26 protein-coding genes are annotated in these 24,559 nt (G+C 66.0%); 19 read left to right on the forward strand and 7 right to left on the reverse strand.

Going from position 1 to position 24,559, the window contains the following annotated elements; genetic code table 11:
* Positions 1-3: 3 nt before the first annotated feature.
* Both D4754_RS09760 and D4754_RS09765 read left to right on the forward strand, forming a co-directional pair.
* Positions 4-1,371 carry an MATE family efflux transporter gene (locus D4754_RS09760; RefSeq protein WP_121062960.1) on the forward strand — a complete coding sequence of 456 codons (1,368 nt, stop codon included), beginning with the start codon at positions 4-6 and terminating at the stop codon, positions 1,369-1,371.
* Positions 1,372-1,387: 16 nt separating this feature from the next.
* On the forward strand, positions 1,388-2,260 hold the full coding sequence (locus tag D4754_RS09765) for a 50S ribosomal protein L11 methyltransferase (RefSeq protein ID WP_121062962.1): 873 nt from the start codon (positions 1,388-1,390) through the stop codon (positions 2,258-2,260).
* A 27-nt stretch (positions 2,261-2,287) separates the two neighbouring features.
* Here D4754_RS09765 and D4754_RS09770 read toward each other — a convergent pair whose 3' ends face one another.
* Both D4754_RS09770 and D4754_RS09775 read right to left on the reverse strand, forming a co-directional pair.
* Positions 2,288-2,563, reverse strand: a complete 276-nt coding sequence (locus D4754_RS09770) for a PepSY domain-containing protein (RefSeq protein WP_121062964.1) — start codon at positions 2,561-2,563, stop codon at positions 2,288-2,290.
* A gap of 200 nt (positions 2,564-2,763) precedes the next feature.
* Positions 2,764-2,973, reverse strand: coding sequence for a DUF1127 domain-containing protein (locus D4754_RS09775; protein ID WP_121062966.1), 210 nt, complete (start codon positions 2,971-2,973; stop codon positions 2,764-2,766).
* A 481-nt stretch (positions 2,974-3,454) separates the two neighbouring features.
* On the opposite strand from D4754_RS09775, the gene ruvC reads away from it, so the two are divergent.
* From ruvC to D4754_RS09860, 17 genes are all read left to right on the forward strand, one after another.
* Entirely contained in the window at positions 3,455-3,946 is a 492-nt protein-coding gene (ruvC, locus tag D4754_RS09780; protein WP_121062968.1) for a crossover junction endodeoxyribonuclease RuvC, read from the forward strand.
* Positions 3,943-4,608: a Holliday junction branch migration protein RuvA gene (gene ruvA / locus D4754_RS09785; RefSeq protein WP_121062970.1), complete on the forward strand. Its 666-nt coding sequence runs from the start codon at positions 3,943-3,945 to the stop codon at positions 4,606-4,608. Before ruvC ends, ruvA begins: the two co-directional genes overlap by 4 nt.
* Positions 4,609-4,612: 4 nt before the next feature.
* Positions 4,613-5,641 (forward strand): Holliday junction branch migration DNA helicase RuvB, encoded by a 1,029-nt coding sequence (ruvB, locus tag D4754_RS09790; RefSeq protein ID WP_121062972.1) that lies wholly within the window; start codon positions 4,613-4,615, stop codon positions 5,639-5,641.
* Between the two features lie 87 nt (positions 5,642-5,728).
* The gene (locus D4754_RS09795) at positions 5,729-6,541 is read left to right on the forward strand and encodes a GNAT family N-acetyltransferase (protein WP_121062974.1); all 813 of its coding nucleotides are present in this window, start codon (positions 5,729-5,731) and stop codon (positions 6,539-6,541) included.
* A 60-nt stretch (positions 6,542-6,601) separates the two neighbouring features.
* The gene (locus tag D4754_RS09800; protein ID WP_121062976.1) at positions 6,602-7,225 is read left to right on the forward strand and encodes a hypothetical protein; all 624 of its coding nucleotides are present in this window, start codon (positions 6,602-6,604) and stop codon (positions 7,223-7,225) included.
* A complete protein-coding gene (locus D4754_RS09805) occupies positions 7,222-8,802 on the forward strand; it encodes a hypothetical protein (protein ID WP_121062978.1) in 1,581 nt (526 codons plus the stop codon). The genes D4754_RS09800 and D4754_RS09805 overlap by 4 nt, the downstream gene beginning before the upstream one ends.
* The gene (ybgC, locus tag D4754_RS09810) at positions 8,799-9,185 is read left to right on the forward strand and encodes a tol-pal system-associated acyl-CoA thioesterase (protein WP_121062980.1); all 387 of its coding nucleotides are present in this window, start codon (positions 8,799-8,801) and stop codon (positions 9,183-9,185) included. The genes D4754_RS09805 and ybgC overlap by 4 nt, the downstream gene beginning before the upstream one ends.
* A 138-nt stretch (positions 9,186-9,323) precedes the next feature.
* Complete coding sequence (gene tolQ, locus D4754_RS09815; RefSeq protein WP_121062982.1) at positions 9,324-10,019, forward strand: protein TolQ; 696 nt, start codon at positions 9,324-9,326, stop codon at positions 10,017-10,019.
* A gap of 2 nt (positions 10,020-10,021) precedes the next feature.
* Complete coding sequence (locus tag D4754_RS09820; RefSeq protein WP_121062983.1) at positions 10,022-10,498, forward strand: ExbD/TolR family protein; 477 nt, start codon at positions 10,022-10,024, stop codon at positions 10,496-10,498.
* Positions 10,499-10,513: 15 nt separating this feature from the next.
* Positions 10,514-11,659 carry an energy transducer TonB gene (locus D4754_RS09825; RefSeq protein WP_121062985.1) on the forward strand — a complete coding sequence of 382 codons (1,146 nt, stop codon included), beginning with the start codon at positions 10,514-10,516 and terminating at the stop codon, positions 11,657-11,659.
* Positions 11,656-12,984, forward strand: coding sequence for a Tol-Pal system beta propeller repeat protein TolB (gene tolB / locus D4754_RS09830; protein WP_121062987.1), 1,329 nt, complete (start codon positions 11,656-11,658; stop codon positions 12,982-12,984). The genes D4754_RS09825 and tolB overlap by 4 nt, the downstream gene beginning before the upstream one ends.
* A gap of 68 nt (positions 12,985-13,052) precedes the next feature.
* On the forward strand, positions 13,053-13,553 hold the full coding sequence (gene pal, locus D4754_RS09835; RefSeq protein WP_121062989.1) for a peptidoglycan-associated lipoprotein Pal: 501 nt from the start codon (positions 13,053-13,055) through the stop codon (positions 13,551-13,553).
* A gap of 2 nt (positions 13,554-13,555) precedes the next feature.
* Entirely contained in the window at positions 13,556-14,392 is an 837-nt protein-coding gene (locus D4754_RS09840; protein WP_121062991.1) for a tetratricopeptide repeat protein, read from the forward strand.
* Positions 14,392-15,624 (forward strand): tRNA lysidine(34) synthetase TilS, encoded by a 1,233-nt coding sequence (gene tilS, locus D4754_RS09845; protein WP_121062993.1) that lies wholly within the window; start codon positions 14,392-14,394, stop codon positions 15,622-15,624. Before D4754_RS09840 ends, tilS begins: the two co-directional genes overlap by 1 nt.
* Before the next feature lie 91 nt (positions 15,625-15,715).
* Positions 15,716-17,635 (forward strand): ATP-dependent zinc metalloprotease FtsH, encoded by a 1,920-nt coding sequence (gene ftsH / locus D4754_RS09850; RefSeq protein WP_121062995.1) that lies wholly within the window; start codon positions 15,716-15,718, stop codon positions 17,633-17,635.
* 90 nt (positions 17,636-17,725) lie between these two features.
* Entirely contained in the window at positions 17,726-18,544 is an 819-nt protein-coding gene (locus tag D4754_RS09855; RefSeq protein ID WP_240453826.1) for a methyltransferase domain-containing protein, read from the forward strand.
* Complete coding sequence (locus D4754_RS09860; RefSeq protein WP_121063000.1) at positions 18,522-19,118, forward strand: MOSC domain-containing protein; 597 nt, start codon at positions 18,522-18,524, stop codon at positions 19,116-19,118. The genes D4754_RS09855 and D4754_RS09860 overlap by 23 nt, the downstream gene beginning before the upstream one ends.
* Positions 19,119-19,223: 105 nt before the next feature.
* Here the strand turns inward: D4754_RS09860 and pdeM are convergent, their stop codons facing one another.
* From pdeM to D4754_RS09885, 5 genes are all read right to left on the reverse strand, one after another.
* On the reverse strand, positions 19,224-19,919 hold the full coding sequence (pdeM, locus tag D4754_RS09865; protein WP_121063002.1) for a ligase-associated DNA damage response endonuclease PdeM: 696 nt from the start codon (positions 19,917-19,919) through the stop codon (positions 19,224-19,226).
* Positions 19,920-19,959: 40 nt separating this feature from the next.
* Positions 19,960-22,374, reverse strand: a complete 2,415-nt coding sequence (locus tag D4754_RS09870) for a ligase-associated DNA damage response DEXH box helicase (protein WP_121063004.1) — start codon at positions 22,372-22,374, stop codon at positions 19,960-19,962.
* Positions 22,375-22,419: 45 nt separating this feature from the next.
* Positions 22,420-23,220, reverse strand: a complete 801-nt coding sequence (locus D4754_RS09875) for an NAD(P)-dependent oxidoreductase (protein ID WP_121063006.1) — start codon at positions 23,218-23,220, stop codon at positions 22,420-22,422.
* Positions 23,221-23,509: 289 nt separating this feature from the next.
* A complete protein-coding gene (locus D4754_RS09880) occupies positions 23,510-23,692 on the reverse strand; it encodes a hypothetical protein (protein ID WP_121063008.1) in 183 nt (60 codons plus the stop codon).
* A 230-nt stretch (positions 23,693-23,922) separates the two neighbouring features.
* Positions 23,923-24,552, reverse strand: coding sequence for a CoA transferase subunit B (locus D4754_RS09885; protein ID WP_121063010.1), 630 nt, complete (start codon positions 24,550-24,552; stop codon positions 23,923-23,925).
* Between the last annotated feature and the right edge of the window lie 7 nt (positions 24,553-24,559).

The following is a 24,559-nucleotide window of genomic DNA, read 5'->3' on the forward strand; positions in this document are numbered from 1 at the left end:
AGAATGGCCGAACAAGCACGCTTCCTGACCGGATCGACCATGGGCCATGTCGTGCGGATGACGCTGACGGGCGCCTTCGGGATGACCTTCGTCTTCGTCGTCGACGCGGCGAACCTGTTCTGGATCTCGCTTCTGGGCGATCCGCAATTGCTGGCGGCGATGGGCTTTGCCTTCGCGCTGCAGCTTGTTTCGGTGTCGACGGGCGTGGGCATGATGATCGGCGCGGTGGCGCTGGTCTCGCGCGCCATCGGGGCGGGTGACAAGGACCGGGCGCGGCGGCTGGCGACAAGCTCGGCCATTACCGCGTGCGGGGTGCAGGCGATTGTCGCGACGCTGTTGATCGTCTTCCGCTATCCGCTGCTGGAGCTTCTGGGCGCGAACGCGGACACGGCCGCTCTCGCCTCGCGCTACCTTGTGCTGTCGCTGCCGACGATCGCGATCATGGCCTTCGGCATGGTGGGCATGGGCACGCTGCGGGCGCAGGGCGATGCGCGGCGGTCGCTGATGGTGACGCTGTCTGCAGGCGTCGTGGCGATGATCCTTGATCCGATCATGATCTACACGCTGGAATGGGGGCTGGATGGCGCGGCCTACGGCGTGGACCTGTTCCGCCTCGTGATGTGCTTCCAGGCCCTGCGCTACACGATCTACGTGCACGACCTGATGGCCAAGCCCAGCATCGCCGACGTGGTCAACAACTTCCGCGCCCATTTCGCTGTCGCCGTGCCCGCCATCGCGACGCAGCTTTCGACGCCGGTGGGCAATGCCCTGCTGACTGCCGTGATCGCGCCTTTCGGGGATGCCGCGATTGCCGGCTGGACCGTGATCGGCCGGATGACCGTGGTGGCCTTCGCGGGCATCTTCTCGTTGTCCGGTGCCATCGGCGGGATCTTCGGGCAGAACTACGGGGCGAAACAGCCCGAGAGGCTGCGCACGGCCTATCGCGACGCGATGATCTTCGGTGCCTGCTATACCCTGATCACGTGGCTGCTGCTGGCCTGGCTGGCCGATGGCGTGATCAACGGGCTGGGCCTGCCGGCGGAGGCCGCCGTTGTCGTCCATGCCTTCACCGATTACGCGGCAGTGGCGTTCCTGTTCGTGTCGGCGCTGTTTGTGTCCAACGCGGCTTTCAACACGCTGGGCCGGCCGCTGTGGTCGACCGGGTTCAACTGGATCCGCGACGGGATCATCACGCTGCCACTGGGGATGGTCTTCGCGGCGTGGTACGGTGCCAATGGCGTGATCTATGCGCAGGCGGCCGCGTCGGTCCTGGTCGGCGGTGTCGCGGGCTATTGCGGCTGGCGCTATGTGCGGTATCTGAGCCGCACGATGACCGAAGAAGCCGCCGAGGCTGCACGACTGGCCGGCTAAGCCAAGGGAAGATCCCATGTCCACCTATTCCGCGCTGACCACCCTGGCCGGCAAGGCCCAAGCCGAGATCCTTGGCGAGGCGATGGAGACCCTCGATCCCGCGCCCGGCGGTGTCGGCGTGTTCGAGATCGAGGACGGATCGGGCCTGTGGGAAGTCGGTGGCTATTTCGAAGAAGCGCCCGACGAGATCGGCCTGGCCCTGTTGGCCGCGGCCCATGGCGCGAAGCCTTTCACCGTCTCCGAAGTGCCCGAAACCGACTGGGTCGCCCATGTGCGCCGCGAACTGGCGCCTGTTTCGGCGGGGCGGTTTCATGTCTATGGCAGCCACGATGCCGACACGGTGCCCGACGGGGTCGAGCCGCTGTTGATCGAGGCGTCGATGGCCTTCGGCACCGGCCATCACGGCACCACGAAGGGCTGCCTTGAAGCGCTGGACCGGCTGATCGACGAAGGGTTTTCGCCCGCCAAGGTGGCCGATATCGGCTGCGGCACGGCCGTGCTGGCGATGGGTGCGGCGCGGATGTGGGACGCACAGATCCTGGCCAGCGACATCGACCCGGTCGCGGTCGACGTGGCGCGGGCCAATGTCGAGGCGAACGGGCTGACAGGGAAGATCGACTGTCTGGAAGCCGCGGGATTCGGCGCGCCGGGGCTGGCCGCGGCCGCACCGTTCGACCTGATCTTTGCGAATATCCTGAAGGGCCCGCTGATCGCATTGGCGCCGGACCTGATGACGAACCTCGCCCCGGGCGGTGCGGCGATCCTGTCGGGCATCCTCAACGAACAGGCAGATGGCGTGATCGCTGTCTACGAAGGCGAAGGCGCTACCCTTGCAGACCGTCAGGTCATCGGCGACTGGACGACACTGCTTCTGCGCAAGGCGGCCTGAACTTTATCGTCCATTCGCTCGCGCAGGTCAGTCGTCCACGCGCTCGCGCACGATGGTCCACGTCTCGGGCTCGATCTTCAGGTCGTATTCCGTGGGGTCCGAGCCCTTCATGGCGTCGTCCACCTCCCATAGCCCGTCATCGAACTCGATCTCTTCCCAGCTGGTGTAGCCGGCATCGGTCAGCGCGATCTCGATCTTGGCAAGCTCGACCGGGTTTGGCGGACGGTCCTGGGCCAGCGCGAGACCGGGCAGGGCAAGGGCGGCAAGAAACAGCGGTCCTGTCTTCGTTATGCGGGGTAACATCGGGGGCTCCGGGATCTGTTAGGGCTACCGATTAGTTAAGGGCAACGCCGCACCGATCAAGCTTCCTGTGCCAAACACCGTGACGACCGCCTGTGGCCCGCACACAAAAAAACGGTGCCCTGAGCCAACAGAGCACCGTTTTGTGGGGCGTGCGTCGGGCCGCAAACGGCCTGTCCGCATACCTGTCCGTCTCGTCGAGATCAGCGACCGGTCGCGATATGCTCGATGTCGCCGCGAACCAGACCGATGTCGTTGAGTTCGCGATCGCTCAGTTTCTGCAGTTCGTTACGGGTCATACGGGTGTCGTTCCACGAGCTTGCAGCGCCAACCAGCGCAGCGAGAGGGAATCCGAGACGGCCAAAAAGGCCGTGTGCGCCGTAAGCGGTGCGGTGGGTATCAAATGCAGCCATAGCCGTTCTCCTGAACACTTGTGTTAAAGATGCGTGCAGGTTCCGCTGTCCGGCACCCCACGCTCGTTGTGATGCTGATCTATTGAGCGGTTTGAGAACGCGCAAGACGGGATAAGACATGGTCCATATGCAGCTATTGCATAGGTCGGGATTTCCTTGAAGTATTTGTAAACGTTTCAAAAAGTTAAAATGATCAAATCGTGTCGCCGACAGGACGGCGCTGGTCGTTTTCCGCCATCGCGGTCGGTTTCGGGAAAGTCGATGTCGCGAATGCACAAGGGGGCGGCTACTTGCAAACGGTCTCGCCACCCTTGGCGGATGTTCGCCTTTCGTGCTAATGCTTAAAATGCCGGTGAAAAAACACGGGCACGGCGGTTGGACATCGGGCGCGGCGCGCCGGTTCCGGTCACCTGTGCCCCATAATCCGACCGGTAAAGGCCTGCGGCCAACGCGGGCGATTCGGGCAGCGAGGCGAAGCAGCATGCGGATTTTGGGGATCGACCCGGGGCTCAGGACGATGGGCTGGGGCGTGATCGAGGCCGACGGCCCGCGCATGCGCCACGTTGCCAACGGGCTGTGCAAGTCGGAAGGCAAGGAACTGGCGGTGCGCCTCCTGTCGCTTTATCACCAGCTTGAAGAGGTCATGGCCGCCTACGCGCCCGATGCAGCGGCGGTGGAACAGACCTTTGTCAACAAGGATGCGGTGGGCACACTGAAACTGGGGCAGGCCCGCGCGATCGCGCTGCTGGTGCCGGCCAAGGCAGGGCTGATCGTGGGAGAATACGCGCCCAACAAGGTCAAGAAGACGGTGGTGGGCGTGGGCCACGCAGACAAGCGACAGGTCGAACACATGGTGAAACTGCAACTTCCCGGCTGCGCCCCGGCCGGCCCTGATGCCGCCGATGCGCTGGCCGTGGCCATCTGCCATGCCTTCTACGCGGGCGGCCGCCTGCCGGTCGAGGTTCGCGCATGATCGGGCGGCTCAGCGGGATCCTGGCCTACCGGGCCGACGATCACGTGCTGATCGACGTTCGTGGCGTGGGGTACGTCGTCTACTGTTCTTCCCGCACGATGGCCGCGCTGCCCGGACCGGGAGAGCCGGTGTCGCTTTTCACCGAAATGCTGGTGCGCGAGGATCTGATCCAGCTCTACGGTTTCCCGACACTGGTGGAAAAGGAATGGCACCGCCTGCTGACGGGCGTGCAGGGGGTGGGCGCGAAGGTGTCGCTTGCGATCCTCGGGGCGCTGGGCCCCGATGGTGTCAGCCGCGCCATAGCACTTGGCGACTGGGCGATGGTGAAGGCCGCCAAGGGCGTCGGCCCCAAGACGGCGCAACGCATCGTGCTGGACCTGAAGGACAAGGCGCCCACGATCATGGCCATGTCGGCGCCCGCGTCCTCGAACAAGTCCGCCCCCGCCGACGAAGCCGCGGTGATCGAGCCCACGACTGACCCAACACCCACCGCCGCCCCACCGGTCCACGCCCAATCCGACGCAATGTCGGCCCTGACCAACCTGGGCTACGGCCCCAGCGAGGCCGCCTCCGCCGTCGCCGAAGTGCTTGGCGAAACCCCGGATCTCGACAGCGCCGCCCTGATCCGCGCCGCCCTGCGCAAGCTGGCACCGGCAGGATAGACGCATGACCGAAGCCGACCCCACCCTCCGCGGCGAACCCTTGCCCGAAGACACCGAAGCCTCGGGCGCGGCGCTGCGGCCCGAGACGCTGAATGCCTTCATCGGGCAGGCCGAGGCGCGCGCGAACCTGCGGGTGTTCGTGGCCTCGGCCCGGCAGCGGGGCGAGGCGATGGATCACACGCTGTTCTATGGCCCGCCCGGTCTGGGCAAGACGACGCTGGCCCAGATCCTTGCGCGCGAGCTTGGCGTGAACTTCCGCATGACCTCCGGCCCCGTGCTGGCGAGGGCAGGCGATCTGGCGGCGATCCTCACGAATCTCGAAGCGCGCGACGTGCTGTTCATCGACGAGATCCACCGCCTGAACCCGGCGGTGGAAGAAGTGCTCTACCCGGCGATGGAGGATTTCGAGCTCGATCTCGTGATCGGCGAAGGCCCTGCCGCGCGGACGGTCCGGATCGAACTGCAGCCCTTCACGCTGGTCGGCGCCACCACCCGGATGGGCCTGCTGACGACCCCGCTCCGCGACCGGTTCGGCATCCCCACGCGCCTGCAATTCTATACCGAGGACGAGCTGTTCGAGATCGTGACCCGCAACGCCCGCCTGCTGGGCGCCCCCGCCGCGGCCGAAGGGGCGCGCGAGATCGCGCGGCGGGCCCGAGGCACCCCGCGGATCGCCGGGCGGCTGCTGCGCCGGGTCGTCGATTTCGCCGTGGTCGAAGGCGACGGCACCATCACCCGCGAACTGGCCGACAGCGCGCTGACACGGCTTGGCGTCGACAGGCTTGGCCTCGACGGGGCCGACCGGCGCTACCTGAAACTGATCGCCGAATCCTACCAGGGCGGCCCTGTGGGCATCGAAACCCTGTCCGCGGCCCTGTCCGAAAGCCGCGATGCGCTGGAGGAGGTGATCGAGCCCTACCTCCTGCAGCAGGGCCTGATCCAGCGCACCCCGCGCGGGCGAATGCTGGCGCAGGCGGCGTGGCGGCATATGGGGATCGCGCCGCCCCGATCGCAAAGCGACCTGTTCGACTAGGCCCGCGCCCTTGAACGCGCCCCCGTTTCGCGGCATCGAGGGCCATGCGCCACCCCGTCGGCAGGCGCCCTGACGGAGTTCTCCAACATGACCGCCGACATCACGCTCCATCCCCTGACCGACGCCCATCTGCCCGGCGCACATGCGCTTTCCAAGCAGGCCGGCTGGCCGCATCGGCTGGAGGACTGGCACTTCGCGCTCACCCTGTCGCGCGGGGTCGTGTCGATGGAGGGCGACCGGGTGACGGGCACGGCGCTCTGCTCCGATTTCGGGGACCGCGCGGCGATCAACCTGATCATCGTCGATGAAGCCCTGCGCGGCCACGGCCTTGGCCGGCGGCTGATGGAGGCGGCGATGGCGCTGGCCGGCGACACGCCGCTCTACCTGACGGCGACGTCCGACGGGCAGCCGCTGTACGAGAAGCTGGGCTTCGTGCCCACCGGCGCTGTCCTGCAATACCAGGGGATCATGACCGCCGTGCCGCCGGTCCACAGCCCCGGGTTCCGGCTGGCCGGGCCGGGGGAACTTGAGACGCTGGCCGCGATGGACCGCGATGCCATCGGCGCGGACCGGACCCTGGCGTTGAAGGAGATCCTGAAGGCCGGCCGGATCCTGATCGGGGAGGCGGGCTTCGGCGCCATCCGCCCTTTCGGGCGGGGCAAGGTGATCGGCCCCGTGGTGGCCGACGATCAGCCCACGGCGCTGGCCCTGATCGTGGCGCTGGCCGAACCGGGAACCTTCATCCGCATCGACACGATGCCCGAAACCGGCCTTGGCGAAGTGCTGGAACAGTGCGGGCTGGACCGTGTCGGCATTGAGGCCCGGATGGCCCGCGGCCCGCTGCCGCCGGAACCGGTCCGCTTTTCCCGCTTTGCCGCGCTGTCGCAGGCCCTGGGCTAGGGTTGGACCCGCGCGCCGGTAAGGGTAGCGTGCCCCGGACCAGAGAAACGGAGCCCGCCAGTGACACCGGACGAGATCGCCAGATTATTCACCCGCGATGACGGGAGCTTTCATTTCGCCCGCTGGGGCCGCCCCATAGCACCCGTGGTCTTCGGCGTGGACGACGCCACCATCGGCGTCTTCAAGGGCGCGTTCGAGGCGGTGGTCACGCTCGCCGGGCACAAGATGGCCGAGACGGACCCGGACCTCGGCACCAACGCGCCGGTCTTCTGCGTGTCGGACTGGTCCCAGCTGGCCGCAGCGAAGCACATGGAGAAGCTCGTCCCCGGCATCGACAAGCTTGCCGCGCGCCTGCAGGAGGCCGAAGCGGGCCAGTACCGCGCCTTCCGCGTCGACGACACGGGTGCGATCCAGGCGGTTCTGCTGTTCCTGCGCATCGACGACCAGATGGCCAAGCTCCCGGCCGAGGTACTGGCCCTGTCCCACGTGGTGCAGTCGATGCTGATGTGGTCCGATGCCGCTTTCCGCGGGCAATCCCCGCTGGCGGTGGTCGACGGCAACACGATCCTGCGCCCCGAAATCGCCGACGTCATCCGCGCCGCCTACGACCCGGTCCTGCCGTCTTCGGCCGACGATCCGTCCTTTGCTTTACGGCTGGCCGCCCGGATGGAGAAATCGGAGTGAGACGCAAGCTGGCGGATTTTGGGGACCTGACTCCGGCGGAACAGAAGGTCCGCGACGGAATCGGTTTGGGCAGGGGTGTCCTAGTTGGGCTCGGCCGCCCTACAGCGACCGCCGGGGAGGACCGCCAGATCCGAGGCGAATTCATCCGCTATCTCATGCTGGGTGGCTGCGAAGGTCTGGAATACCCCGTACACGAGATCGGCGTCGCGATCATTGGCGCGCGGGTCACTGATGAACTGGATTTGTATGGGGCGAAGTGCCGATGCGACTTGTCTCTCTACAACTGCCATTTTGATGACGCGCCGACTCTGAACTCGTCCGAAATTGGTGGGCTATACCTTGATGGCTCAGCGGTACCGGGGCTAGAGGCGCAACGGCTGATTACTCGCGGAGGCGTCCATCTGCGGGCTCGAGCAGAAACCTCCTTTCAGGCAACCGGAACAATCGACCTCACAGGCGCCCATATCGGTGACAACCTCGATTGTAGCGGCGCCAAACTGCTCGGGGCGGAAGGGGCCGATGCGCTGATTGCAGAGCGTGCGCGTATATCGGGCAGCTTGCTTCTCAATGCAGACGGTCCCTTGGCGTTCAAGGCTCAGGGAATGATAAGTTTAGTTGGTGCCGAGATCGGCAGCCAACTCTGCTGCGTGGGGGCAGAGCTTTCCGCAGCCCCCGATTCATGGGCTTTGCAAGCCGACAGTGTACGCGTTTTGGGCGGTTTTTTTCTGAAAGACGGTACCAAAGTCGACGGCGTACTCGACCTATCCAATGCTGAACTTGGCGCGATCAACGATACTGACGACTCATGGCCGCAAAAAGGAAACCTGGTGTTAGACCGGTGCCGATATGGCGCGTTCATGGGGAAAGACGTCTCAGCTAAAGCGCGGATTCGTTGGCTGGGTCTGCAGGACTGGTCCAAATTTGACAAAGATTTCTGGCCGCAGCCTTGGGAGCAATGCGCGAAGGTTTTGCGCGAGATGGGACACGGCGAAGATGCATGTCGCGTGCTGATCGACAAAGAGCGGCGACAGCGGCAATGGCGGCGGCAGAAGGTGGGTACCATAGAGCGACGAATTCTGTGGTTAGGCGATATGCTTATGGCAGTAACCACCCGCTATGGACGGCGACCGCTGCTGGCGTTCGCGTGGTTGGCTGCCATTTGGCTGATCGGCTGTGGCGTGTTCTTTGCGGCAGCGCAGCATGACGCGATCAAGCCCAATAATCCTTTCGTTCTGCGTAGCCCGGAATGGACGGCCTGCCGGGATAGCTACACAACAACCGATGGCATGCTTTCCGCCCGGCCGGAAGCCGCACCGGCTGAATCACAGCTAGACTGCTTCCTCCAACAGCCCGAGGCGAAATCCTATCCAGTGTTCAATCACTGGATCTATTCAGCCGACACGCTCCTTCCAATCGTCGCGATGGAGATGCAGGAGTTCTGGATCCCGGACGAAACCCAAGGTTGGGTTGGCCGGTATGCGCGGTACTATCTGTGGGTGCAGATCGCCCTGGGTTGGGCGTTGTCGCTGTTGGCTGTCGCCGGGTTCTCGGGCCTTATCAAGACGGACAATACATGACCCACCGCTTTCCCGTTCAGGTCTATTACGAAGACACCGACATGGCGGGCATCGTCTACCATGCCAACTACCTCCGCTATATCGAGCGGGGGCGGTCGGACTGGGTGCGCGAACTGGGGCTGGATCAGAACGCCATGCGGGAGAAGGGGCTGGTTTTCGTGGTGCGACGGATCGAGGCCGATTACCTTGCCCCCGCGCGGTTCGAGGACCGGCTGGAAGTGGTGACGGAGCTTGCCTCGCTCACCCGCGTGAAGATGGGGCTGACGCAGACCGTCTACCGGGGGGAGACCGCGCTCTTCCGTGCGCAGGTGACCGTGGTCTGCATGACGCAGGCGGGCCGGCCCGTCGGCCTGCCGGCGGAGATTTGCGCATTGCGGGCGTGATCCGGGCCCCTTGGATCGCGCGTGACATGGCCTTTGGCGCCCGTCCGGGATAGGCTCTTGCCATTCCGGGCCTTTCGTGTGCCAAGGGAACGGGTGTAACGGGGCGGCACAGTCCCGGCGAGCGAGTTGAGGAAGAGCATGGAAGCTGACGTACTGGTACAGGCGCAGGCAGTGGATCTTTCGGTCTGGGCCCTGTTCGCACGCGCCACTCTGACGGTGAAATTCGTCATCCTGCTGCTGCTGGCAGCATCGGTCTGGTCGTGGGCCATCATCATCCAGAAACACATCACCTACCGGTCCGCCCGACGCGAAGCCGCGCGCTTCGACGAGGCGTTCTGGTCGGGCGAACCGCTGGACGCGCTGTTCGACACCATCGGGTCGGATCCCGGCGGGAGTTCCGAGCGGATCTTTGCCGCGGGCATGATAGAATGGCGCCGCAGCCACAAGGGTGACGGCGGGCTGATCCCTGGCGCGATGAGCCGGATCGACCGGTCGATGGACGTGACGCTGGCCGGCGAAAGCGAACGGCTGCAAAGCGGGCTGCCGATCCTTGCAACGATCGGCGCCACGGCGCCCTTCATCGGCCTTTTCGGCACGGTCTGGGGCATCATGAATGCCTTTATCGAGATCGCCGAGCAGCAGAACACCAATCTGGCCGTCGTGGCGCCGGGGATTGCCGAGGCGCTGTTCGCCACGGGCCTTGGCCTTCTGGCGGCCATCCCGGCGGTCATCTTCTACAACAAGCTGTCGGGCGACAGTGACAAGATCGTGTCGGGCTACGAGGCCTTCGCCGACGAATTCGCGACCATCCTGTCGCGTCAGACGGGCGGGTAGCCATGGGCGCGGGCGTTCAATCCGGGGGAGGCGGCGGCCGCAGGCGCGGGCGGCGCAGGCGTCAGACCATGCGGCCCATGGCCGAGATCAATGTGACTCCCTTCGTCGACGTGATGCTGGTGCTGCTGATCGTCTTCATGGTCGCGGCGCCGCTGATGACGGTGGGCGTGCCGGTCGAGCTGCCGAAAACCGCCGCCAATCCGCTGCCCGGGGAACAAGAGGAGCCCCTGTCCGTTACCATCCTTGCAGACGGGACCGTTCAGATCATGACCACCGATACACCGCGCGCGGAGCTGATCACCCGGCTGCGCGCAATTGCCGAGGAGCGGACCTCTAGCCGCGTCTACCTGCGGTCAGACGGGGCGGTGCCGTATCGGGACGTGATGGAAGTGATGGGTGCCCTGAATGCGGGCGGGTTTTCCGATGTGGGCCTGGTGACGGATGTCGGCGGTCCGACACTGGATGCCGACGGGCAATAGGGCCGGAGGGGCCGGATGCAGACCGGAACCAAGATCTCTGCCGGGGCGCACGTGCTGTTCATCGCGTGGGCGCTCGTCGCGGGCCAGTTCCAGGCCGACCGCCTGCCGCCTGTGGAGATACAAGATGTGGCCCTGATTCCCGCCGAGGAATTCGACGCGCTGACACAGGCGCCGCCGGTGGTCGAGGACGCGCCGGCCGTGGAAGCGCCCGCGCCGGAGCCTGAGCCGGAGGAACCCGCGGCGGAAGTCGAGGTGCCGGAGCCTCAGCCTGCGCCCGAACCGGAGCCGGAACCGGAACCCGAGCCTGAAATCGCCGAACCCGCGCCGGAGCCCGAACCCCAGCCCGAGCCGGAACCCGAACCCGTGGTCGAACCGGAGCCCGAGCCCGAACCGACGCCGGAACCGCCAGCACCGGTCGCGGCGCTTGAACAAGCGCCTGAGCCGGAAACGCCCGACGTGCCGCGGATCGCGCCCGAAGCCGCCCCGGTTCCACCCGAAGAGGTGACGCCGCAGGAAGCGCCGCAGCCCGCGATCAGCGATACCGAGGACGCCGAGACGCCCGCGCCCGAACAGGACGTATCGGTGGCCGAAGCCGCGATCGAGCGTTCCGTGGAAGTGCCCGAAGACGTCCAGGCCCCGCGCGCGCCGGACGTGTCGCAGCGCCCGCAAAGCCGCCCGGCCAACCTGGGCCAGACCCAGCCGCCAGTGGACGAACCGGCGGAGGATCCGGCGGATCGCGAAGATGCGGTCGCGGCCGCGCTGGCCGAAGCGCTGGGTGGCGCGAGCGAGCCGGAGGCACAGGCCTCGTCGCCGACGCCGATACAGGCGCCGACCGGTCCGCGGATGACGGCGCAGGAAATGGATGCGCTGCGTGTCGCCGTGGCGTCGTGCTGGAACGTGGGGTCCTTGTCGTCGGAGGCATTGCAGACCACTGTGGTTGTCGGCATGACCCTGAACCAGAGCGCACGGCCCGATACCAACTCGATCCGGCTGATATCCAGCTCGGGCGGGCAGTCTGCTGCGGCGAAACAAGCCTTCGAGGCCGCGCGGCGGGCGATCATCCGGTGCGGGGCAAGCGGCTTTGATCTGCCGGCGGAAAAATACGCGCAATGGCGTGACATCGAAATGACATTCAACCCTGAAGGGATGCGGATCCGATGAAGACGGGTGTTCTTGGCATATTGGCGGCCTGTGTCGCTCTGATCGGGTTCTCGGCGCCGGCCATGGCGCAATCGGGCCCCCTGCGGCTGGAGATCACGGAAGGTGTCATCGAACCGATGCCGATCGCGATCCCGAACTTCGTGGCGACGAGCCCCGCCGCGCAGGAGGTGGCGCAAAACCTGACCCAGGTGGTGCGGGACGATCTGACCGGCACCGGCCTGTTCCGGGAGATCCCGGCCAACGCCTATATCAGCCAGATCACCGATTTCTCGGCCCCCGTGCGCTATACCGACTGGAAGACAATCAACGCCCAGGCGCTGGTCACCGGATCGGTGGCGGTGTCGGGCAACCAGCTGATCGTGCAGTTCCGGATCTACGACGTCTTCGCCGGATCGGAACTGGGATCGGGCCTGCAATTCGTGGCCGGCCCCGAAGGCTGGCGGCGCGTGGCGCACAAGGTGTCGGATGCGGTCTACAGCCGGATCACGGGCGAACAGGGGTATTTCGACAGCCGGGTCGTCTTCGTGTCGGAAAGCGGACCCAAGGCCAACCGTCTGAAGCGGCTGGCGATCATGGATTACGACGGCGCCAATGTGCAGTATCTGACCGACAGCTCGTCCATCGTGCTGAACCCGCGCTTTTCGCCCGATGGCGGCCGCGTGCTTTACACCAGCTATGACACCGGCGTGCCGCGGATCAACATCCTGGACGTGGGCCGCGTGCGCAAGCAGGTGCTGGAACAGAAACCCGGTACGATGAGCTTCGGGCCGCGTTTTTCGCCCGACGGCAGCACGGTGATCTTCTCGCTGACCGAAGGCGGCAACACCGACATCTACACGATGGGCGTGAACGGCGGGAACCTGCGGCGGCTGACCGACGGACCGGCGATCGAGACCGCGCCCAGCTATTCGCCGGATGGCAGCCGGATCGTCTTCGAAAGCGACCGGTCGGGCACGCAGCAGCTGTACGTCATGCCCGCCGGCGGGGGTGAGGCGCAGCGCATCAGCTTCGGTCAGGGCCGTTATGGCACGCCGGTCTGGTCGCCGCGGGGCGATCTGATCGCCTTCACCAAGCAATCGGGCGGACGGTTCCATATCGGCGTGATGAGCCCTGACGGCAACAACGAGAGGTTGCTCACGGCATCGTTTCTGGACGAAGGCCCGACCTGGGCCCCCAATGGCCGCGTGATCATGTTCACGCGGGAAACACGGGGGGCGGAAGGACAGTCGCGGCTGTATTCCATCGACATCACGGGGCGCAACCTGCGCCCGGTCCCCACACCCGATGGCGCGTCGGATGCGGCATGGTCGCCATTGCAGAACTGAACGCCACGTTCACAGGACACAAGCGCTGTGTTAACCGTCACGGAAGAACCAAACATGAGGCACTGGGCATGAATATTTTCCGCATGGGCGTGCTGGTGGCCGCGGTCCTGACCGCGGCGGCCTGCACCAATGCCAGGAACCTGGACGGCGGCGCAGGCGCCGCTGCAGGGGCGGGCGCCGGGAGCGCGCTTTCGAACCCGTCGTCACCGGTCTATTTCCAGCAGGCCGTGGGCGACCGGGTGCTGTTCCTTGTCGATCAGTCCAGCCTGACCGAACAGGCCCGGCAGACGCTGAATTCGCAGGCGCAATGGCTGAACAACAATGGCAGCTACACCGCCACAGTCGAAGGCCACGCCGATGAACAGGGCACGCGCGAATACAACCTTGCCCTTGGTGCGCGCCGCGCCAACGAGGCGCGCGATTACCTGATCTCGCGAGGGGTGGCCGGCAACCGGCTGAGCGTCGTGAGCTACGGCAAGGAACGGCCGCTCGAGATCTGTTCCGAAGAAAGCTGCTATGCCAAGAATCGCCGCGCCGTGACGGTGCTGTCGGGCGGGTTGTCGGGGTGATCATGCGCACGCTGCTGTCATTGCTGGTTCTGTGCTGTCTCGCCGCGCCCGTCGCGGCGCAGGACAGCGCGCGGTCCGAAACGCTGGCCGATATCCGTCAGGAACTGACGGTGCTGAATGTCGAGATGCAGAAGCTGAAACGCGAACTGTCCACGACAGGTGCGGCGTCGGGCACCAGCGGCAGCAGCCTGCCAGACCGCGTCGCGGCGATCGAGGCCGCGTTGCAGGATCTGACCGCCAAGACGGAAGCGCTTCAGCACCGGATCGAACAGGTGGTGGCCGATGGCACCAACCGTATCGGCGATCTCGAATTCCGGCTGGTCGAGCTGGAAGGCGGCGATATCGGGAGCCTGGGCGAAACGTCAACGCTGGGCGGCGGGGATGCGCAGCCTGGCGCGGTGCCGTCGCCGGTGCAGCCGTCGACGCCCGATTCCGGTACACCCGACGTCGCGCTGGCGGTGGGCGAGCGGGCGGATTTCGATGCCGCCGTCGCCGCGGCAGACGCCGGCGACAACCAGAAGGCGGCCGAGCTTTTCGGCCAGTTCAACGAGGCCTATCCCGGCAGCCCGCTGGCCGTGGATGCCTACCTGCGCCGCGGCAATGCGCTGGAAGCAATGGGCGATCACCGCGAAGGCGCGCGGGCCTATCTTGCGGCCTTCACCGCTGACCAGCAGGGCCCCCGCGCGGCCGAGGCGCTGACGCTTCTGGGCACATCCCTTGGCAAGCTGGGGCAAAGCCGTCAGGCCTGCCTGACATTGGGCGAAGTCCGCGTCCGCTTCCCGGGCGCCTCTGCCGTGACGCGGGCCGAGGCCGAACGTGTTCGCCTGAACTGCGAGTAATGTCCGGCCCGCGCGATCTGGTGGACCGGGTCCGCGCGGCTTTGGGCAATGACATTCCGCCCGCCATCGGTATCGCCGTGTCCGGGGGCGGGGATTCGCTGGCGTTGATGGATCTCCTCCACAAGGCGTTGGAGCTCGAAGGTACACGCTTGCGTGCCGCGACGGTCGATCATGGGCTGAGGCCCGAGGCCGCGGACGAAGCCCGCCACGCCGGGCAGATCGCTGCACAGCTTGGTATTCCGCATGACGTATTGTCTTGGGATGGCACCAAGGCCACCAGCAACATGCAGGATGCCGCCCGACAGGCGCGGTACCGGCTGTTGACCGAATGGGCGGCGGCGCACGATCTGCCCACGATCGCCTTGGGTCATACACGCGACGATCAGGCCGAAACCGTGCTGATGCGGCTTGGCCGGGCGGCGGGGGTGGACGGGCTGTCGGCCATGGCCCCGCGTCGCGTCGAAGGCGGGGTGGAGCTTCTGCGGCCGCTTCTCGACATCTCCCGCGAGGACCTGCGCGCGCATCTGGGCGCGCAGGGTATCGCGTGGTGCGACGATCCCAGCAACGATGACCCCCGCTTCGAACGTGTCCGCGTGCGTCAGGCGATAAGGACACTTGCGCCGCTGGGCATCGATTCTGCCGCCCTGGCACAGGTGGCGGGCAACATGGCCCGCAGCCGTGCCGCGCTCGACTGGGCCGTGACACGGGCCGCGCACGGTATCGTGAGCGTCGATGCAGGCGATCTGCTGTTCGACAGGGCCGGCCTGTCGTCGCTTCCCGAGGAATTGGCCCGCCGCCTCTTCGCCCGGGCGGTCGCGTGGATTGCCGGAGACACTTATCCACCAAGGCGCACGCCCCTGATGGCGCTGGTCGCCGCCGCCATCCGGGGGGAGCAGACGACGCTGGGCGGCTGCCGGTTGCTGCAAACGGGCGACACGGCGCGGCTTTGCCGGGAAAGGCAGGCGGTCGAGGAACTGGAATCACGGACAGATGCGGTGTGGGACGGGCGCTGGCGCCTGACCGGTCCGTATGACGACAAGCTACGGATCCGCGCACTTGGGGACGAAGGCCTGAAAGCCTGCAAGGCTTGGCGCGAAACCGGCCGTCCGCGGGACGCGCTGGTTGCGTCGCCCGCGGTCTGGAAGGGCGACAGACTGGTCGCAGCCCCCCTTGCGGGGCTCGAAAACGGCTGGCAGGCGGTCTGCGACACACGCGGCGCGTTCCTTCGCTGACCATTATCGCATTGAACCTGAGCGCAGCATCTCTATCTTATACAGAACGCGGGGACATTGTCCCCCGCCTTGATATTTCAGGAGACCTTCCTTGAACAACGCGCGCAACATCGCCTTCTGGGTCGTGCTGTTCCTGCTGATCCTCGCGCTCTTCAACATCTTCGGTGGTGGCGGTGGAACGCTGCAAAGCCGGGAGATGCCCTATTCGGAGTTCGTGAACAGGGTCCAGAACCAGGAGGTGACTCAGGTCACCCTTGACGGAGAGCAGGTCCGCTTCCGTGGCAGCGATGGCAACGAATACGTCACCATCAAGCCGCAGGACGCCGAAATCACGAACCTGCTGATCGAGGAGAACATCCCGATCCAGGCCGTGAAACAGCAGCAATCGGGCTTCCAGTCGTTCCTGATCACGCTTCTGCCGGTGCTTCTGCTGATCGGCGTCTGGATCTTCTTCATGAACCGGATGCAGGGCGGCGGCAAAGGCGGGGCCATGGGCTTTGGCAAATCGCGCGCCAAGCTGCTCACCGAAAAGCAGGGCCGCGTGACCTTCGACGATGTCGCCGGCATCGACGAGGCCAAGGAAGAGCTGGAAGAGATCGTCGAATTCCTGCGCAACCCGCAGAAATTCAGCCGCCTTGGCGGCAAGATCCCGAAAGGCGCGCTGCTGGTTGGTCCTCCGGGCACCGGTAAGACGCTTCTGGCCCGTGCGATTGCGGGTGAGGCTGGCGTGCCGTTCTTCACCATCTCGGGCTCCGACTTCGTGGAAATGTTCGTGGGTGTGGGTGCGTCCCGTGTCCGTGACATGTTCGAACAGGCCAAGAAGAACGCGCCGTGCATCGTGTTCATCGACGAAATCGACGCCGTGGGACGTCATCGTGGCGCAGGCTATGGCGGCGGGAACGACGAACGCGAACAGACGCTGAACCAGCTTCTGGTGGAAATGGACGGGTTCGAGGCCAACGAAGGCGTCATCATCCTGGCCGCGACCAACCGGAAAGACGTTCTGGACCCGGCTCTGCTGCGTCCCGGCCGTTTCGACCGTCAGGTCACCGTCGGCAACCCTGACATCAAGGGCCGCGAGAAGATCCTGGGTGTTCACGCGCGCAAGACGCCGCTTGGCCCCGATGTCGATCTGCGCATCATCGCCCGCGGCTCGCCCGGCTTTTCGGGCGCCGATCTGGCGAACCTGGTGAACGAAGCGGCGCTGATGGCCGCCCGTGTCGGCCGGCGCTTCGTGACGATGGAAGATTTCGAGAACGCGAAGGACAAGGTGATCATGGGGGCGGAACGCCGCTCCATGGTGCTGACGCCCGAGCAGAAGGAAAAGACCGCCTATCACGAAGCCGGTCACGCCATCGTCGGCATGTCGCTGCCCGAGTGCGATCCGGTCTACAAGGCCACGATCATCCCGCGTGGTGGTGCGCTTGGCATGGTCGTTTCGCTGCCCGAAATCGACCGGTTGAACTGGCACAAGCAGGAATGCGAACAGAAACTGGCCATGACCATGGCCGGCAAGGCGGCCGAGATCATCAAGTACGGCGAAGACGCTGTCTCGAACGGTCCGGCAGGCGATATCCAGCAGGCCAGCGGCCTGGCCCGCGCGATGGTGATGCGCTGGGGCATGTCCGACAAGGTCGGCAATATCGACTATGCCGAGGCGCATGAAGGCTACCAGGGCAACACCGGCGGGTTCTCGGTCTCGGCCCACACGAAGGAGCTGATCGAGGAAGAGGTGAAGCTCTTCATCCAGCACGGCTATGAACGCGCCTACAAGATCCTGACCGACCGCAAGGCGGAATGGGAACGGCTGGCGGAAGGCCTTCTGGAGTACGAGACGTTGACCGGCGAAGAGATCCAGCGCGTCATCGACGGGCAACCGCCCGAAATGGACGACGACGACAGCGGCAGCGCGCCGTCGGACGGGGAAAAGCCGTCGATCACCTCGATCCCCAAGACCAAGCCCAAGAACACGTCGGGCGGCGGCGGGATGGAGCCCGAGCCCAGCGTCTGAGTTTGAAAACGGCCGGTGCAATTGCCCGGCCGTTTTTCTTTGTCCCGCGGATCTGTATGCCGTTGCATGCGAAGATTGGAGGGGTCCACGATGGACTGGAACCCGGCGCTGTATGAACGGTTCGGCGACCTGCGCCTGCGACCGGCGGTGGATCTGTTGTCGCGCGTGGGCGATCTTGCCCAAGGCGACATATGCGATCTGGGCTGCGGCAACGGGACTGTCGGGCCTGTGCTGGCCGCACGGTTTCCGTATCGGCGGTTGATCGGGGTCGACAGCTCTCCGGCGATGCTGGGGAAGGCGCGGGCCGCGGGGGCCTATGGTCTTCTGACCGAAGCCGACGCCGGGCAGTGGGAGGCAGACGCTCCGCTGGCCCTGATCTTTTCCAACGCGCTGCTGCACTGGCTGCCGGGTCACGCGCAGCTGCTGCCGCGTCTGGCGGGGATGCTGGCACCGGGTGGCACCCTGGCCGTGCAGGTCCCGCATCAGAACCCGGCGCCGTCCCACCGGCTGTGGCTGGAACTGGTGGAGCAGCTGTTCCCCGGCCGGTTCGATCCTGCCGCGGCCCCCGGCATCCCGGAGGCGCGCGCGTATCACGAGATCCTGCGTCCTTTGGGCGAAGTCGATCTGTGGGAGACGGAGTATTTCCAGACCCTGCCGCCATCGGACGGCGGACATCCCGTCCGGCAGTTCACATCGTCGACCTTCGCGCGCCCCGTGCTGTCGGTTCTGAGCGAGGGGGAGGCGGCGGGGCTGATCGCGGAGTATGACCGCGCAGTTGCCGCACACTATCCCTGCGACGACGGCTCTGTCCTGTTTCCCTTCCGCCGGCTCTTCTTTACCCTGCGCGTGCCGGGACAGGTCCCGGCAACCGGATCGGGAGCATGTCATGGCGACAATTCGAAAGTCTGAATTCCAGGGCGAAGTGGTCTGGCTGGGCAAGGTGCCGGATGCTGGCGGGATCGCGGCCGATGCGCAGGACGGGCTGGACCTGACCTTCGACGGGCTGGAGGGCGAACGCCATGCGGGCACACTGCGGCCCAGCTGCGTGCGGGTGACGGCTTTGTACCCGAAGGGGACGAAAATCCGCAACGTGCGGCAACTGTCGATCCTGTCGATCGAGGAACTGTCCGCCATTGCCGCGGCAATGGGGATGGAGCGGCTGGACCCGGCTTATCTGGGGGCCAGCATGGTGGTGAAGGGCATTCCGGATTTCACGCATATCCCGCCGTCGTCGCGGCTTCAGTTCCCGTCGGGGCTGACCCTGACCGTCGACATGGAAAACCAGCCCTGCGTCCTGCCGGGGCGCGAGGTGGAGCGGGACCACGCCGGGTTCGGCGCGAAGTTCAAGACTGCCGCCGAAGGCCGCCGCGGTGTCACCGCCTGGGTGGAACACCCAGGCCCGGTGGCGATGGGGGATTCGGTATCCCTGTTCGTCCCGGTCCAGCGCGCGTGGACGGGCGAGATGGCGGCCGCGGCCGAGTAAACGTTAAGGGCGCGCGTGACGGGGCCGGGCCGCGCGGGGCATCGAACCCCGCCCGTCCCGGTCACCGCCCCTGGGGCGGCTCCGGCGGGAGGGCCCGCGGGTGCGCTATTTCACACCCTGTCGCGGCATGGGAACGGGCAGGGGCGTCCGGCCTGTCAGGATGGCGATGGCGTTGGGGTTCATGATCCCGGACAGGGGGGCAGACCCGCAATCCAGTCCGCCGGTATAGGTGCCGTAGGCCGGCAGGATCAGCCGGGTGTCATCGACCAGGAAGGCCGGTCGCGCAATGCGGCCCGCGCGGGTGCGGATGCGGGCCTTGGGGTGGTAATGGCCCGAGACTTCGCCCTGTGCCCCTTCGGTTGCGATGTGGCGGAACGTCAGGGGCCCGATCTGCATCTCGGCCCGGTGCGCTCCGCCAAGCGCGATGGGGCCGGGATCGTGATTGCCTTCGATCCAGGTCCAGTCCCGCCCGGCCTGTAATTGCGTGATCCACAGACGGTCGGCTTCAGGCAGGGCGCCGGCCGCCTCGGCATCGTCGAAACTGTCGCCCAGGCAGATGACGCGGGAGGCACCCGTTCGGTCCAGATCGGCGGCGAGGCGGGTGAGGGTGTCCTGCGTCTCGTAGGGCGGCAGGGTGCTGCCGCCCCGGCGGGCCATGCGTTCGGATTTGCCCAAGTGCAGGTCGGAGATGCAGAGCAGCCGTTCTGCCGGCCACCAGAGCGCGCCGCTGCCGAGCGCGGAAAGCTCTGCGCCGGCAAGGGCGATGTGGTGGACGGGCGGGGCGGCAATAGGCGTGTTCATGCTCCGTTCTTCGCGCAGACGCGGGGCAGAGGCAAGGGGGTCAAGTCAGGTTCGCCAGTCCGGATTCTTCCATCAAGCGGCTGGTTTCCTCGGCCAGCAGGCGTTCCTCGGCGCTGCCCCGGACCGGGACGCGGCCGACTTCCAGGAACAAAGGCGCGGCCAGCGGTGTCACGCGGTCAAGGCGGACAAGGTCGATCCGGGTGCCGATGCGCGTCAGCATCTCCTCGATCCGGCCGAAATCGACCATGCCACGCAGCGCCTCCTGCCGGGTGATACGCAGGATCAGGTGGTCGGGATCGTATTTGCGGAGCGTGTCGTAGAGGATATCGGACGAAAACGTCGCCTGCCGCCCGGACTTCCGGGCCGACGGCGTGTTCCGTTCGATCAGGCCCGCGATTGTGGCCGATGCGCGGAAAGTCTTCTTCATCATCATGTTCTCGGCCAGCCAGGCATCGCGCCCTTGCCTCAGGGCGTTCGCATCGAACAATGGCGCCACGTCGGTCACGGGATCCAGCCCCCAGATCAGCACCGCGTAATCGGTGGCGACGAAGCCCAGAGGGCTGTGGCCGGTTTCCTCCAGCCGCTTGGTGATCAACAACCCCAGCGTTTGCATCGCGTTACGCCCAGCGAAACCGTAGATGCAAAGATGCTCGCGCCCGTCATGGGGGAAGCTTTCGACCAGCAGGCGCCCAGCCTTGGGCAGTTGCGAGACGTCGGCCTGCAGGTCCAGCCATTCGGCCGTGTGCCCGGGCAGGCCGGACCAGTCGCGGGCGGCGAACATGTCGAGAATGCGGGTGCTGAGCTGCGTGGAGGTCGAGAATTTTGAGCCCATGAACGTCGCGATCTTGGGCTTGCGGGCGGCGTTTCGGGTGACCTCGACCGTCATCTCGCGCAGGCCCTCGTAGCGGACGATCTCTCCGCCGATCAGGAAGGTGTCGCCGGGGGTAAGGGAGGCGGCGAAGGCTTCCTCCACCTCTCCCAGCGGCTTGGCGCCCCGGCTGCGTCTCAGGCGGACCTTCAGCGTGTCGGTGTCCTGGATCGTGCCGATGTTCATGCGGATCCGCTGCGCGCTGCGCGGATCGCGCAGGTGCCATCGCCTGTCTGCGTTCTGCATCAGCCGCTGGTAGCGGTCATAAGCCCTGAGCGCGTAGCCCCCCGTTGCGCAGAAATCGAGACAATCGTCGAACTGCGCGCGGGAGAGGCCGGCATAGGGACCGGCGGACGCCATTTCGTGGAACAGCTCGTTCGCGTCGAAGGGGCCGGAGCAGGCGGCGATCAGGATATGCTGGCAGAGCACGTCGAGCGGGCCGGGCCCGCGCGGGTCGCCGTCCAGCGCATGGGCGCGGGCGGCGTCCAGGGCCGCCACGCATTCGACCACCTCGAACCGGTTGGCGGGGACAAGCACGGCCTTGGACGGGGCGTTGTAGCGGTGGTTGGCGCGGCCGATCCGCTGCACCAGCCGCTTCACGTTCTTGGGAGCACCGATCTGGATCACGAGGTCCACATCGCCCCAGTCGATCCCCAGATCGAGACTGCCGGTGCACACCACGGCGCGCAGATCGCCACGGACCATCGCCGCTTCGACCTTTTCGCGCTGTTGTCGGTCGAGCGAGCCGTGATGGATGCCGATGGGCAGCGCGTCGTCATTGGCCAGCCAGAGGTTGTGAAAGAAGATCTCGGCCTGCGCGCGGGTGTTGTGGAAGATCAGCGTGATACGATGCTGGCGGACAAGATCCAGTACGGCGGCGATGGAATAGGCCGCGCCGCCGCCGGACCACGGCGGCCGCTCGGGCGTTTCCAGCATCGTGATGTCCGGCGCGGGCCCGGGATCCGCCGTCAGGATCGCGCAGGGATCGGGATGGCGGGCCAGAAGGCGGGCGATGGCCGACGGGTCCTCGACCGTGGCCGACAGCCCCACGCGCCGAAGGCCGGGGCAGAGCGTTTGCAGCCGGGCCAGCGCCAGCATCAGCTGATCGCCGCGTTTCGATTCCGCGAGCGCGTGGATTTCGTCGATCACCACGCGTTGCAGCCCGGCAAAGGTGCGGGCCGCGTCCTCGTAGGATGTGAGCAGCGCAAGGCTTTCCGGCGTCGTCAGCAGGATATGCGGCGGGTCGGCGCGCTGAGCCTTCTTGCGCGTGGCGGTGGTGTCGCCAGTACGATCGTCGATGCGGATGGGCAGGCCGATCTCGTCCACTGGGGTGCTCAGGTTGCGCTTGATGTCGGCGGCAAGTGCCTTGAGCGGTGACACGTACAGGGTATGCAGCCCGGGGCGCGGATTGTCTGCCAGTTCCGCCAGCGTGGGCAAGAAGCCGGCCATCGTCTTGCCGCCGCCGGTGGGCGCGATCAGCAGCGTGGCGGGATCGCCCGCGCGGTCGAACATCTCCCGCTGGTGGGGATGGATGCTCCAGCCGCGGGTCCGGAACCAGTCTTCGATGGGGCGAGGGAGATCGGCCATGGCGCAAGAGCTAGCCCGGCGGGGCGCGGTGTTCCAGTGCCTTGGTCAGTCCATCGGCGGCAGCTTGGCGAGCATCCGGCGCACCGTTTCCGGCAGGGTCAGATCCGCGCCTTCGGGGGCGGCATCCAGCGCGCTGTCTATGTCCTTGACGAGGATGCCGATGGTGTTGTCATCGGCAAACCCGTCGCGGGCGAATTCGATCTTGTCGAAGCCCGAGGCGAACCAGTTCTGGCCCGACGCGCTGTCGATCAGGGACAACAGGCGCTCCCGCTCGATCCCGCGCTGCCCGGCCCAGTCCAGCACCAGACGTGTCATCGCCGTGTTCGATGCCGCCAGAAGGTTGTTCAGGACCTTGGCCTGCATGCCCGCCCCGTACGGCCCCATGCGGTGAACGCGGCGGCCCATGGCCAGGAAAAGCGGCATGGCCTCTTCGATATCGTCGTCCCTGCCGCCGACCATGAATGTCAGGCGCTGTTCCTCGGCCGCGATCCGGGCGCCGGACATGGGCGCGTCCAGCAGGGCCACGTGATCCGGCACCCGCGCGCGCAGGCCGGCAACGTAGGCGGGCGAGAGGGTGGAGGACACGATGATCCGTTCAAGCTGCGGCGCAAAGGCGAAATTCTGGGCACCGAACAGCACCTCTTCCGTCTGCGGAACGTCGCGCACGACCGTGATCAGGGTGTCGATGGTCCTGGCGAAACCCTCGGCGTCGTCCGTCACGATCATGCGCATGTCGCCGAATTCGGCCGGCGGCCGCACGTCGAAACCGGTGGCCGCCAGCCCCATGCTGCGCAGCCCGCGCAGCATGGGCGCACCCATGCGGCCGCAGCCCGCAATGCCGATCATGGGCCTGTTGCTCCGTTCATCTGGCCAAAACGGCCCGTTGCCGGTTTCGCCTTGCCAAATGTCAGGAACCTGCGGGTGTCAGCCGTTCCAGATTCCGGGTGTTCTTCCCACATAAGATACATCATCGCCGACATGGTCGAGCGGCCCCCTCCGTTCACGACACTTTAGCGAAGAAATCCGAAAAGTCTTCCCGTACGGGCTCTTCGATGAAGATGTTGAACAAGATTCCGCATCAAGTCGCTGGACCGGATCCATGGGCCGGGGCCTGCTGGCGACCGTGACGCGGGCGTCAACGTCCGCCGCCGGCGGTCGCGACATCCGTCCGGACCGAGTCCGAAAGCGAGGTCACGTTCCCTTCGATCGAGGTATAGGCAGCACCTACCAGCGCCACGACCGCCGCCGTCATGATGACCCAGTCCACGGTCACGCTCAGGCTTCGGCCTTGTCGAGGAAGTTTGGTCAGGTTCTGCATGATACGCTCTCCAGTTGGTTCGGTCGACGTGCGCAGGCCCGCCCGGGGTCTGTGGCCTGCGTCGGCCGGTCTCTGCGGTTCCAAGGCATATGGCGCCGGGAATCGGGCAGGAGTTGGGCGCGAAAGGCATATCTTTGGGTCGAACCGTCGGGGCATCGCATGCTGCAGACACGAAAAAAAACCGCCCGGAAGGCGTCCGGGCGGCAATTTGTCCAGATTTTGGAGCGGTGTCAGTGAACCAGCGTGGCGTCGGTCAGCTTCTCGACCTCGTCCATGGTGACGTCGGGGGCCAGTTCGACGACCTTCAGCCCGCCTTCGACCACGTCGAAGACGCCGAGATTGGTGATGATCATGTCGACGACACCGGTGCCCGTCAGGGGCAGGGTGCATTCCTTCAGCACCTTCGATTCACCGGCCTTGTTGGCATGGTCCATCACCACGATCACGCGGCCCACGCCGGCGACTAGATCCATCGCGCCGCCCATGCCCTTCACCAGCTTGCCGGGGATCATCCAGTTCGCCAGGTCGCCGTTTTCGGCCACTTCCATCGCGCCGAGGATCGCCATGGCGATCTTGCCCCCGCGGATCATGCCGAAGGACGTGGCACTGTCGAAATAGGCGGTATGCGGCAGTTCGGTGATCGTCTGCTTGCCGGCATTGATCAGGTCGGGGTCTTCCGTCCCTTCCACCGGGAACGGGCCCATGCCCAGCATGCCGTTCTCCGATTGCAGCATCACCTCGATGCCTTCGGGAATGTAGTTCGACACCAGCGTCGGGATTCCGATGCCGAGGTTCACGTACATGCCGTCTTCCAGTTCCTGTGCCGCCCGCGCGGCCATCTGATTACGATCCCAGGGCATTGTAATC

Origin of the sequence: Chachezhania antarctica, from assembly GCF_003646465.1 — a bacterium.
Taxonomy (GTDB): Bacteria; Pseudomonadota; Alphaproteobacteria; order Rhodobacterales; family Rhodobacteraceae; genus Chachezhania; species Chachezhania antarctica.